The 12144-nt window shown below is 43.1% G+C and carries 9 protein-coding genes; 6 read left to right on the top strand and 3 right to left on the bottom strand.

What is annotated here, in order from left to right; translation table 11 throughout:
• Positions 1-129 precede the first annotated feature (129 nt).
• The 4 genes from AACM02_RS09630 (at position 130) to gcvP (ending at position 7202) form a co-directional block, all read left to right on the top strand.
• The gene (locus AACM02_RS09630) at positions 130-2154 is read left to right on the top strand and encodes a hypothetical protein (protein WP_339116820.1); all 2025 of its coding nucleotides are present in this window, start codon (positions 130-132) and stop codon (positions 2152-2154) included.
• 166 nt (positions 2155-2320) lie between these two features.
• Positions 2321-3460 (top strand): Sb-PDE family phosphodiesterase, encoded by a 1140-nt coding sequence (locus AACM02_RS09625; protein WP_339116819.1) that lies wholly within the window; start codon positions 2321-2323, stop codon positions 3458-3460.
• A gap of 152 nt (positions 3461-3612) precedes the next feature.
• Positions 3613-4263 carry an MBL fold metallo-hydrolase gene (locus AACM02_RS09620; RefSeq protein WP_339116818.1) on the top strand — a complete coding sequence of 217 codons (651 nt, stop codon included), beginning with the start codon at positions 3613-3615 and terminating at the stop codon, positions 4261-4263.
• Between the two features lie 89 nt (positions 4264-4352).
• The gene (gene gcvP, locus AACM02_RS09615; protein ID WP_339116817.1) at positions 4353-7202 is read left to right on the top strand and encodes an aminomethyl-transferring glycine dehydrogenase; all 2850 of its coding nucleotides are present in this window, start codon (positions 4353-4355) and stop codon (positions 7200-7202) included.
• 198 nt (positions 7203-7400) lie between these two features.
• Here gcvP and AACM02_RS09610 read toward each other — a convergent pair whose 3' ends face one another.
• Together AACM02_RS09610 and AACM02_RS09605 are read right to left on the bottom strand one after the other, a co-directional pair.
• Complete coding sequence (locus AACM02_RS09610; protein ID WP_339116816.1) at positions 7401-8267, bottom strand: M12 family metallopeptidase; 867 nt, start codon at positions 8265-8267, stop codon at positions 7401-7403.
• 124 nt (positions 8268-8391) lie between these two features.
• Positions 8392-8742 (bottom strand): DUF4377 domain-containing protein, encoded by a 351-nt coding sequence (locus tag AACM02_RS09605; protein ID WP_339116815.1) that lies wholly within the window; start codon positions 8740-8742, stop codon positions 8392-8394.
• A gap of 388 nt (positions 8743-9130) precedes the next feature.
• Between AACM02_RS09605 and era the strand changes: the two genes are divergently transcribed.
• Together era and der are read left to right on the top strand one after the other, a co-directional pair.
• The gene (gene era / locus AACM02_RS09600) at positions 9131-10024 is read left to right on the top strand and encodes a GTPase Era (protein WP_339116814.1); all 894 of its coding nucleotides are present in this window, start codon (positions 9131-9133) and stop codon (positions 10022-10024) included.
• An 85-nt stretch (positions 10025-10109) separates the two neighbouring features.
• On the top strand, positions 10110-11423 hold the full coding sequence (der, locus tag AACM02_RS09595) for a ribosome biogenesis GTPase Der (protein WP_339116813.1): 1314 nt from the start codon (positions 10110-10112) through the stop codon (positions 11421-11423).
• Positions 11424-11440: 17 nt separating this feature from the next.
• Here der and AACM02_RS09590 read toward each other — a convergent pair whose 3' ends face one another.
• Positions 11441-11890, bottom strand: coding sequence for a hypothetical protein (locus AACM02_RS09590; protein WP_339116812.1), 450 nt, complete (start codon positions 11888-11890; stop codon positions 11441-11443).
• Positions 11891-12144: the final 254 nt, after the last annotated feature.

The raw sequence follows: 12144 nt of genomic DNA, 5'->3' as shown, positions 1-12144 counted from the left end.
TTGTATTCAAAGATACACAGAATCTTTCAGGAAACAGGAAAAAATCGATAATTTTGTCGTCGTGACAAGAAAGTAATTTATTTTGTATTTCTGTCCGCTCAACGAACTAATGATTTTGTTTGCGATAAAATGAAAAAAACAGGGATCGGGGTACTGGCGTGCCTATTATTATGCCTGCAAGGCCAGGCGCAGCTGAAAGTAGAAGATCACAGACCGTTGTTTGTCTTGAAGAATGATGCGATCATTACCGCTCCGGAGGAAGGAGTCTGGTCGGTTGCCACAGGATGGGAAAACGACTGGATGACAGAATGGGTCCATGCTACTCCAACTGAAGTGGAGCAATACGATGAATGGACTATCCTGAAAGGAGAGATTGTGTTGCCGCATGGAGTTCTCTACATGAGGGATGCCTATCGTGAGGAAAAGCCGGGATTGATCAAATGTGTACGGCGGTTTGAATGGAAAGGGGAAAAGACATTATCTCCTTTAACCCTCTCTGTGCGTTTGCGCGTAAAAGGGAAGGAGATGTCCGTTTTTATGCCCGGGATTCTTTACTATGGAAATAAAAACGGAGCGCGTGTCAATCCCGACATTATTCCGGTTTATACAGGGAAAGCCGGTGAATTTGCCATCTTTGAAGATCATCGTTACCCGATGCCGTTTGTAATGCTGGAAAACCGGGAAGATCAATACGCGGCCGCGATTCATTTTACCCCCAGCCCCGTGCGTGGAGCTTTGCTAGCTGATCAATGGTGGTCTGCCGGTGTAGAGGCTGGTGACGGGTATACAGATTTTGTCCTTTATTCCGGCCCTATCGGCTACAACAAAAAACACAGTGTAGCCAAGGCTCTCCAGTTAACTCCCATGAAATATACCAATACCTATTTGAGTATGGAGCCGGGACGTATTATCGAAAAAGAATTTTATATCGAGCTGTATTCAATTGATCGGGAAGGGAGCGGTTTTCAACAACCGGTATACACTTCACTGGATTTGCACAAACCCTATGATGCGGAGAGGTTTCCGGATTTCAATACGATACTTGCAAGCAAATACCGCTTTGCCCGGAGCCGGTGGGTGGATTACGGCAATAATGCCGCAGGCTATGGAATGTATGATTTGCAAAACAGAAAAGATGTGGTGATGGGATGGTGCGGCCAGGCGGATTCCCCGGGATATGCGTTGCAGGTTCTTGCCGACCGGTTAAACGATGAGGATTTACCGGCTAAAGTACAGCAATCGTTGGATTTTCTGGCATCATTTCCGGTGAATAGGGAGAACGGGATGTTTCCTGTGGGTTTTAACGGAAAAGAATTCTATGGGGGTGATCATGTTTCGTGCGGACAAGCGCTGTATAATTTTGCCAAAGCAATTGAAACGGCTCAAAAAAACAAACGGTATAACACGGAAAAATGGGAAGCATTTCTCACATCGGCATGCGATGGACAGGTAAAACGAATATTGAATCCGGCCTGGGATCCTCACTCTACTGCCGAAGGTTTTTACATGGCACCACTGGCAATAGCATCGGTTCTGTTTGGTAAAAAAGAATACCGACAAGCCTCGGAAAAAATAGCCGCAATCTACGCGGATCGTCACCTTGCCATGGACGGCTGCTATTGGGGAGGTACCCTCGATGCGACCTGCGAGGACAAAGAGGGGGCATGGGCTGCTTTCCAGGGTTTTTTGGAACTGTACGAGCGGTTCAAAGAGGATAAATACCTGGACTGGGCCAAACACGCGATGGACGTATGCCTGAGTTATGTGGTGGTGTGGGATATCCCTTTACCCGCAGGACGTCTAGCCGACTTTCATTTCAAATCGACTGGTTGGAGCGTAGTCTCTCCGCAAAACCAGCATATTGATGTCTATGCCGTCCTATTCGCTCCGGAAGTTTATAAGATGGGCAAATATCTGGACGACGACCGGTTAAAGCAATTGGCGAGAGTAATGTACCGCTCGTGTTTTCAGCTTACTGATATGTACGGGTCGCAGGGAGAGCAACTGCAACAGACCAATTTTGCGCAGCGCGGCGATATGAGCAATGTACATAACCTGCGGGGTGGATACGCAGAAGGCTGGACCGTTTTCTGGATTACAGCGCATTTCCTGAATGCGGCGGCTCGTTTTGTGGAACTTCAAGTTATTCCTTAAAAACAAGAGTCTTTTCCGGTTATCCGGTTTTTTTTGTCAGAACGCATGTGTGTGAGTGTGGAAATGCTGTTTCTTAATTAGAACGTAATATTTTTCCGGATTTATTTTTGTTTCTTTGTATCCGGAATCATCTGAATTTTATACATAACACAAATAAAATAATCGTATGAAAAAGACAATTTTTACCCTGTTTCTTGCTTCTTTTTTCGCCTTTGTTTTGCAGGCCCAACAGATCAATAACGGCGTGATGAATCTCAATGAATTTTCCAGGCCCAACAAACGCAGTAATATCGTCATACCGGATGTAAACGGCTTTAAGGTGCTGAAGTGTGACTTCCACATGCACACTGTTTTTTCCGATGGCGATGTCTGGCCTACGGTACGTGTTCAGGAAGCGTGGAGGGAAGGGCTTGACGCCATTGCAATAACCGATCACATGGAGTATACGCCAAAAAAAGACGATATTACACCCAACAACAACCGTCCTTATGAAATAGCGAAACCCAGTGCTCAACGGCAGGGGATTACCCTGGTAAAAGGAACGGAAGTGACCCGCCAGACTCCTCCCGGACATTTCAATGCCTTGTTTATCGGTGATACGGACGGTTATTTAACCGTGAACACCAACGAGACGGATCGTGAAGCCGTGATGAAAGCCGAGGCACAAAATGCTTTTATTTTCTGGAACCATCCCGGTTGGCAGCCCGGAATAGCCGGTTCGTATGAATGGCTTCCGTTTATTGAAGATTTGTATAAAAATAAAGCGCTCGACGGAATAGAGGTTGTTAACGGAACAGGTTTTCACATGAAAGCACTGGATTGGTGTATCGACAAAAACCTGACCGTAATGGGATCGACAGATGTTCACAATTTAATCAGCCTTAGTTATGACAACAGCCGAGATTATGTACACCGTACGATGACCCTTGTTCTGGTCCGTGATAACACTCCCGAATCTGTCCGGGAAGCGTTGGATGCACGAAGAACAGTGGCATGGGCAAGTAAATACCTCATGGGAAAAGAAGAAAATGTCCGCTCTCTGTTTAATGCATGTGTGGAAGTTCTTCCTAGCCATCATTCCGAAACCAATCGCGAGGGAAAAACCATCAAATATTATCAGATCAGAAACAACAGCGACTTGTATTTCGAGATGGAACGTACAGCCGGTAACGGCCCCGGACGTATTGTCCTTTATCCGCAATCGTCACAAGTAATTGCCGCCGAGAGCGGCCAACCCCTATACAGCGTGGTTACCACTTACGTCCGCAGCGACAAACATCTTTCTGTGAATTTACTGTTACCTTAAATTTTTTAGGGAGATATAAAACGAAATATGCTATTCCGGTTTTCATTTTCGAGATGACGCCGGAATAGCTTTTTTTTACACTACAATTTGAAAAGAAAGCCGTATATTTGTATCAAAATAGGAAACGCATTACAAGAAATTTCTGCCGATAGATGAAGATTAAGACATTCGAATTTAACCCATTGGGAGTTAACACCTACGTATTATATGACAGAACGGGTGAGTGTATTGTTGTGGATGCATCCTGTTTTTTCCCCGATGAGAATAAGCTGCTGCTTAATTTTATACTGGATAACAACTTAGTTGTTAAACATCTTGTCAACACTCATTTGCATTTTGATCATATTTTCGGGGTAAATTTTTTAGCATCGCAATTTGGTTTGAAACTCCTGGTGCATCGGGACGATATTGTCTTGCTTGAAAACCTGTCGCAACAACTTCAGCTGTTTGGATTCAATACAAATGTGGATTACCGGCCTGAAATCGGCGGTTTTCTTGCTGAAAACGATGTAGTTTCTTTTGGAGAGCAACAATTGAAGGTCTTGCACGTCCCCGGACATTCTCCCGGAAGCATTGTTTTCTACAACGAAAAAGAGAAGCTTGCCCTGGTCGGAGATGTACTTTTCAACGGAAGCATCGGACGCACAGACTTGCTCGAAGGAAGCTTTGAACAACTTACCGAAGGTATTCGGACAAAACTCTTTACTTTTTCCGATGATACGGAAGTTTACCCGGGACATGGCCCCAAAACAACTATCGGACAGGAGAGAAGATACAACCCTTTTGTTGGAACAGGGAGTTAGGACCACGGGTGAAAAACAAAGGATAAGGAGCTAAGATGCTCTTAATTCGTAATTTGTAAATCATAATTAAACTTTAAACAAATAACTATATGGAAATGGAGCATTTTAAAACCCGTCATATCGGAATTAAGCCGGAGGACTTGGGCAACATGTTGCAGACCGTAGGAGTCTCTTCTGTTGACGAACTGATCGATCAAACTATTCCGGCAGATATTCGGCTAAAGAAGCCTTTATCATTGCCTAAAGCACAATCCGAAATGGAGTACGCCGAAGAGATCGGACGTATTGCGTCGGCAAACAGAGTTTTTACGTCATACATCGGTATGGGATGGTACGATACGATTACGCCTGCTGCCATTTACCGCAACGTATTTGAAAATCCCGTATGGTACACCTCTTATACACCATACCAGGCCGAGATCTCGCAGGGAAGGCTCGAGGCATTGCTTAATTTTCAAACGGCAGTGAGCGAACTGACCGGCCTGCCCCTGGCCAATTGTTCGCTGCTGGACGAAGCTACTGCAGCTGCAGAAGCAGCAACAATGATGTACGGGTTGCGAAGCCGCGATCAGGTGAAAAATAACACGGAAATCCTTTTTGTTGATCAATACATTTTCCCGCAAACACTGGGCGTCTTACGCACGCGAATGGGAATGGCAGGCATCGAAATTGAAGTGGGGGATTACAAATGTTTCGATGCGGAGAAAAAATATTTTGGCGCCATCGTACAGTATCCCAACAGCAACGGAAATGTGGAAGATTACCGGAGTTTTGTGGAAAAAGCACACGCATCGGATTGCAAAGTGGCTGTTGCCGCGGACCTGATGTCGCTCGTATTGTTGACACCTCCGGGCGAGTGGGGAGCTGATATTGCTTTCGGCAGCAGCCAGCGTTTTGGGATTCCCATGTTTTTCGGTGGTCCTTCGGCTGCTTTTTTTGCTACGCGTGATGAGTATAAACGCAGTATGCCGGGGAGGATCATTGGCATATCGAAAGACGTTTACGGCAAGGATGCACTGCGCATGGCCCTGCAAACACGGGAACAGCACATCAAGCGCGAAAAGGCCACGTCCAATATTTGTACTGCTCAGGCATTGCTGGCAACTATGGCCTCGTTCTATGCCGTTTACCACGGACCCGAGGGATTGAAAAAGATTGCGAAACGTATTCATTCCGTTACCTCGCTGGTGGCAGATGAGTTAAAAGAACTCGGGTTTAAACAGCTTAATAGTAGCTACTTCGATACGCTAAAACTGCAGCTTCCCGAAAATATAACGCAAGGCGGTGTGAAAGACCTGGCTGAAATGCGCAACATCAATCTCCGTTACTTCGATACCGGAGAAATAGGTATCAGTATCGATGAAACAACAGACGGTTATCGTGTTCATGAATTACTGGCTGTATTTGCCATGGCGGCAGGAAGCTCCAAGGTATTTATGATTGACGAAATGCCGGAGAAAATAACGTTGAAGGGAGATCAGTTGCGCACCTCGGATTTCCTGTCTCATCCCAACTTCAATAATTATCACTCCGAGACTGAGTTGATGCGTTACATCAAGCGGTTGGAAAGAAAAGATATATCCCTGGCACATTCCATGATTTCGCTCGGGTCATGCACCATGAAACTGAATGCGGCATCAGAGCTTCTCCCTCTGGGGCATCCGGGATTTCAGAAAATACACCCATTTGCTCCTGAAGACCAGGTGCAGGGTTATCAGGAAATGATTCATGAATTGGAATCCATGTTGGCTGAAATTACCGGATTTACGGCAACGAGCTTACAACCCAATTCGGGTGCTGCCGGAGAATTTTCCGGGTTACTGGTTATAGCCAGTTACCTGAAGAGCATTGGCCAGGGACATCGCAAGATAGTGCTTATCCCGGCTTCTGCACACGGAACCAATCCTGCCAGCGCAGTGCAGGCCGGTTTTAACCCGGTGACTGTGGCGACGGATATGAAAGGGAACGTCGATATGGAAGATTTGCGGAAAAAAGTAGAAACACATCGTGACGATCTCGCTGCCTACATGATTACCTATCCCTCTACACACGGTATCTTCGAAGTCGAGATCCGGGAAATGTGCAACATCATTCACGAGGCGGGCGGACAGGTTTATATGGACGGTGCGAACATGAACGCACAGGTCGGGCTAACTAACCCCGGAACTATCGGAGCCGATGTTTGCCACCTCAACCTGCACAAAACATTTGCTATCCCTCACGGCGGTGGTGGGCCGGGAGTTGGCCCTATTTGCGTGGCCGAACATTTGGTGCCCTTCCTCCCGGGCCATCCAGTGATGTTCGAATCGGGCGTGAATGCCGTCTCTGCTGCTCCTTACGGCAGCGCAGGCGTGCTTGCTATTACTTACGGATATATAAAAATGATGGGAACGGATGGCTTAACGGAAGCCACTAAAATAGCTATCTTGAACGCCAACTATCTGGCTGAGAAATTAAACGATTCTTACGGGATCGTTTATCGCGGAGCGAACGGCAGGGTAGGGCACGAGTTGATTCTGGAATGCCGGGGATTGAAATCCGTTTCCGGAATCACAGAAACGGATATTGCCAAACGACTGATGGATTACGGATTTCATGCGCCCACACTCTCGTTCCCTGTCCACGGGACGTTAATGATCGAACCTACCGAAAGTGAAAGCCTTGCCGAGTTGAATCGATTTGTGGATGCCATGCAGCAAATCCATGCCGAAATCATCGAGGTCTCACGAGGCGAATACACTGCCGAAGACAATGTACTGGTAAATGCTCCGCATCCCGAGTACGAATCGGTTGCCGACGAGTGGAAGCATGCTTACCCGCGCAGCAAGGCGGTTTATCCGTTGCCTTTCGTGGCAGAAAACAAATTCTGGGTAAATGTTGCCCGCGTGGATAATGCGTTTGGCGACAGAAACCTGGTAGCGTGTTTATGCAGTATGTAGCATAATGATATACTATACACTACTGCCTATTTTAATAAGTAGGCAGTAGTGTATTAATAAATTTTCCGACGGATGAAAGTCTTATACCGAATAATGGTTGCTGATATCAATGTGTGAAAGTGGTTAATAATTTAATTTTCATAAGGTTATTCATTATCTGTTGACGGAATTTTTCAAATTTCTAAAATATTACTGTTACTAAGGAGTGGGAGGGCCATAAATTATTTCATGCGTTAAAGAAGTGTCAGTTGCTGCGTCATAAGGATATTCATACTTCAAAGCTACAACAGCCCTATCACTTGCTGTTAGGAATTTACGTTGAGATATCCAAATATCTCCAGTACGATATGAGCCTCCCCAAAGATAAGAAGGTTTTATAGTCATTGTCGGTTGAGTAATATCTATCGCAAAAGAATTAAGCGATGGATACATCATAATTGAACTAAAAGGATACCCCATGTCATAAATTCCAGAATTGTGTACATGTTGGTTTCCTGTAATTTTTTTAAATTGACCTACAAATGCTGCCTTTATATTATTTTCATGAACAATAATGGCATTATCGCGTACAAAATTTTGATGTTCATGAAGCATGCCTACTGCATGCCCTATTTCATGGATCATATTTCCTGCCGTGCCCAATGTTTTATGAATAGTAATTTCCTGTTTTCTTCCAATTCTACCCACATATGATGAATTTCCATCCCCCGCTATAAATTCCACATAATCTCTTTGATTGGTCCGCGGAACAAATTTGATTTGTGTTTGAGTTCGCCATACATCGATTGCATGATTAATCATATTTCTATGTGCTGTGGTAAGATTGGAATTAAATGTATATGGGATTGTTTTATTCGGCCAATTATATTTTGTTTGTGTAACAATTGTTCCTCTTGTTTGATTTTGATACGAAGAATTAATTATGTCATTTAAATCTTCGATTTGTTCTTTCGTGAGAAGCATATCTAAGCCATAAACATAACAATTTTCATCTATTTTACGTAAAGTAAGCCCATTTTCAATCTCCACTAGTTCACCTTGTGATGGAAAGGCAACTTCATCCATTAACTCATCATATGAATATAATTTCGGTTGGGATTGGTATGTATTTACATCAATTGACTCAACCATTTTATCACAAGATCCTAACAGAATTCCTATGATAATTAGAAAATAAAAATTGGTTTTTTCATGATTCTTCTTGTTTCTTGGTTTTAGAAATAATTTTTATTAATGTGTATTCTACATTGGGAATATCTTGCAATCGCTTATCTGAAGTTTTTTTATACACTCTTAACAGATATTCGTAACCAGGCTCATATTCAAATCCTTTAATTCCATAAATATTTAACCAATAATCGGTTTTAGCCCCTATTTCCTTTACTTGGAGGTAGGAAGTCTCAATTGTTGAAATTGGGTCTATTGCAAATAACAACTCAGAAGAAACGATGAGCTCTACTTCTGTGTAATTGACCTCTGCTTTGTCACAGCCAAATAATAACAATAATGTTGTAGCTAAAAAATAAATTTTTGTTTTCATTTTATATTATTTTTAATGTTGTATATGAAAGATGAAAAAATTTGGAAAACGCTGCTTATGAATACGTTAAATATGTGTAAATAATTAAAAATGTTCTCAAATTAATTAGGATTTAGGTTTTATTAAATTTCATTATTTCGCATTAACCCCATTAAAGTAAGGTTTGGCATGAAAGAATATGAATATCGGTAACCCAATCTTCTGTTATTTGCAATCTCTTAGCCATCAGTTGCTATATGTCAATTTATTTTACTAAGGAATTTTATAAAACATATTGACATAAAATAGTGCTGTCGGGGAACAATTATTTTGTATTGCTTGTTTGCTCTTTAATTGACATATCTCTTTTTTTCGTATCTTTGCACCTCAAACCCAAAGTGTCCAATAAGTGCAGCAACAAAATCATCGTTCCGGATTCGTAAACATTGTGGGAAATCCCAACGTGGGAAAATCCACGCTGATGAACCGGCTGGTAGGCGAAAAGTTATCCATAATAACGCCCAAATCGCAAACCACGCGTCACCGCATTATCGGCATCGTAAACACCCCTGAATACCAGGTAGTGTATTCCGATACGCCCGGTGTGCTTCGTCCCAACTACAAGCTACAGGAGCAGATGCTTAACTTCTCGTTATCCGCGCTTGATGATGCCGATGTGTTGCTGTACGTGACCGATGTAGTGGAAAAAACCGATAAAAACGATGAATTCCTCTCCAAGGTACAACGGTTGACCCTTCCGGTTTTATTGCTTATCAATAAAATTGACCAGACCACACAAACGGAACTTGAAAAAATGGTTGATACGTGGCACGAGATGTTGCCGGATGCTGAAATTTACCCCATATCAGCACTCAATAACTTCAGTATTGACAGGGTGCAAAAGCGCATTTTAGAGCTTTTGCCCGAGTCACCGCCTTACTTTGAGAAAGATGCGCTGACGGATAAGCCTGCCCGGTTCTTTGTTAACGAGATCATCCGCGAAAAAGCTTTGTTGCTGTATCAGAAAGAGGTTCCCTATTCCATTGAAGCGATAGTGGAAGAATTTAAGGAAGAAACGGACATTATCCGTATCCGCGCCATTATCTTGGTGGAGAGAGATACACAAAAGGGCATCGTAATCGGCCATAAAGGGGAGTCGCTGAAAAGACTGGGTACCCTGGCGCGAAAAGACATCGAACTGTTTTTTGAAAAAAAAGTATTCTTGCAACTTTACGTTAAAGTAGAAAAAGACTGGCGAAACAGGGACAATCTGTTGAAGAATTTCGGGTACAAGTTGGAATAGAATTTCCAATTATCAATTACAAATTACAAATTAAATTTATCAGTCTGAAAGCCTAATGTCTTTTGTCTGATAGTCTTAAAAGAATATGAGAAACTTAGTAGCTATAGTTGGACGCCCGAACGTCGGGAAATCAGCGTTATTTAACCGGTTAACACAAAGCCGCCAGGCTATTGTTACCGATGTATCGGGAACCACACGCGACCGTTTGTACGGAAAAGTCAATTGGAGCGGACAAGACTTTTCGCTGGTCGATACCGGCGGCTGGGTAGTCAATTCCGACGATATAATGGAGGACGAAATAAACAAGCAGGTACAGATCGCGGTGGAAGAAGCCGACGTGATCCTTTTTGTTGTTGACGTAATGAACGGGCTTACCGACCTGGATAATGGGGTGGCTCATTTACTGCGTCGTTCCGGCAAGCCTGTAGTCGTGGTTGCCAACAAAGCCGACAATTTTGAGATCGGTCATCAATCGGCAGAGTTTTATACGCTGGGGCTAGGTGATCCTTTTCCTATTTCGGCCATCAATGGTTCGGGAACGGGTGATCTGTTGGATCACGTTTTGTCGTTGTTCAAGAAAGAAGGTGAAGAGGAAAAATTAGCAGATATTCCCAAGTTCGCTGTTGTTGGCCGTCCCAATGCCGGGAAATCATCGATCGTAAATGCTCTGGTGGGTGAAGAACGCAATATCGTGACCGAGATTGCCGGTACTACCCGGGACTCCATTTATACCCGGTATGATAAGTTTGGGATGGATTTTTACCTCATCGATACTGCAGGGATTCGCAAAAAAGGAAAAGTGACGGAAGACCTGGAATATTTCTCGGTTATCCGCTCCATCCGTGCCATTGAGGAGGCTGATGTCTGTATCCTTATGATTGATGCCACGCGAGGAATAGAAAGCCAGGACCTGAATATATTCTCACTGATCCAGAAAAACCGGAAGGGCCTGGTGGTGTTCGTCAATAAATGGGATTTAATTGAAGAAAAAGACAACAACCTGATAAAGAACTTCGAGAACATTATTCGCGAACGATTTGCACCGTTCACTGATTTCCCCATTATTTTTGGTTCAGCCTTAACTAAACAACGGATTCTGAAAGTGATGGATTTGGCAAAAGAGGTATATCAGAACAAAAAACAAAAAGTGCCTACGCACAAACTTAACGAAGTGATGCTGCCTATTATTGAAAGGACTCCGCCACCGGCAAATAAAGGGAAGTACATAAAAGTTAAGTATATAACGCAACTGCCAAACACTCAAGTTCCCTCTTTTGTGTTTTTTTGCAACCTTCCCCAATGGATCAAAGAGCCTTATAAGCGGTTCATCGAAAACCGGATGCGTGAAAACTGGAACTTCACCGGAACGCCGATTAATGTTTTTTTCCGGGAAAAGTGATGACACAATAATGGTCCTCAAATATTCCCGAAAGGAATGTTTTTTGCCTCGCAGACCTCAATCAGTTTGGCCTTAATCCTTTTTAAGTCGTTGTATTTAAGGTTACCCAGGTCTATCTTGTAGTTGGTCCCGGTAGTAGTCAGTGTCAGGTAGCTTAGCCCGATACCCAGTTGTGTGACCGTTTCCCACAAGATGGAACCGTTTATGCGTTGTTTAGGTAATTTAATTCGAAATTCATCGTTATCAATTTCCACAATAAAATCCGATTGCCAAACGGTTACTGTAAACACCAATAGTGCCGCTAAAACAACTCCTGCTACCCCAACATAAAACAGAAAATCCAAGCTGGCGTGTATAGCCTGGGATATGCTAACTCCAACAGCCAGCGCAAACAGAAACCCTCCGGCAACCAATGCGGTAATCTTCACTTTCGACGGTAACGAATAAACAATTTTCAGGTCTTCCATAACAAACGTTATTTATCGAATTTAATGTTATCTGCTGAATAACAAATAATTCAGTTTACAAAAATACAATTATTACGCGGTTTTTTGTAAATAAACATGAAAAATCGATGATATGAGAAAAAAAATTCGTTAATTTGTATATAATTTATAGGATAAGTTAAACAAATTGAACGTAAACTTATTTTACCAAAAGACGTTTATGTAGCAATATTTCTCAACTATGTTGGTTGGGATTAAAATAGGAAGAGTGAATT

It is taken from the genome of Petrimonas sp. (genome assembly GCF_963921705.1).
GTDB lineage: Bacteria > Bacteroidota > Bacteroidia > Bacteroidales > Dysgonomonadaceae > Petrimonas > Petrimonas sulfuriphila.
Note: the sequence above shows the minus strand (reverse complement) of the source record. Positions and strands in the feature narration are given on the sequence as shown.

Coding starts and splice junctions, on each gene's coding strand:
- AACM02_RS09630 (WP_339116820.1), top strand. CDS start 130: ATGAAAAAAACAGGGATCGGGGTACTGGCGTGCCTATTATTATGCCTG.
- AACM02_RS09625 (WP_339116819.1), top strand. CDS start 2,321: ATGAAAAAGACAATTTTTACCCTGTTTCTTGCTTCTTTTTTCGCCTTT.
- AACM02_RS09620 (WP_339116818.1), top strand. CDS start 3,613: ATGAAGATTAAGACATTCGAATTTAACCCATTGGGAGTTAACACCTAC.
- gcvP (WP_339116817.1), top strand. CDS start 4,353: ATGGAAATGGAGCATTTTAAAACCCGTCATATCGGAATTAAGCCGGAG.
- AACM02_RS09610 (WP_339116816.1), bottom strand. CDS start 8,267: ATGGATGAAGTTGCCTTTCCATCACAAGGTGAACTAGTGGAGATTGAA.
- AACM02_RS09605 (WP_339116815.1), bottom strand. CDS start 8,742: ATGAAAACAAAAATTTATTTTTTAGCTACAACATTATTGTTATTATTT.
- der (WP_339116813.1), top strand. CDS start 10,110: ATGAGAAACTTAGTAGCTATAGTTGGACGCCCGAACGTCGGGAAATCA.
- AACM02_RS09590 (WP_339116812.1), bottom strand. CDS start 11,890: ATGGAAGACCTGAAAATTGTTTATTCGTTACCGTCGAAAGTGAAGATT.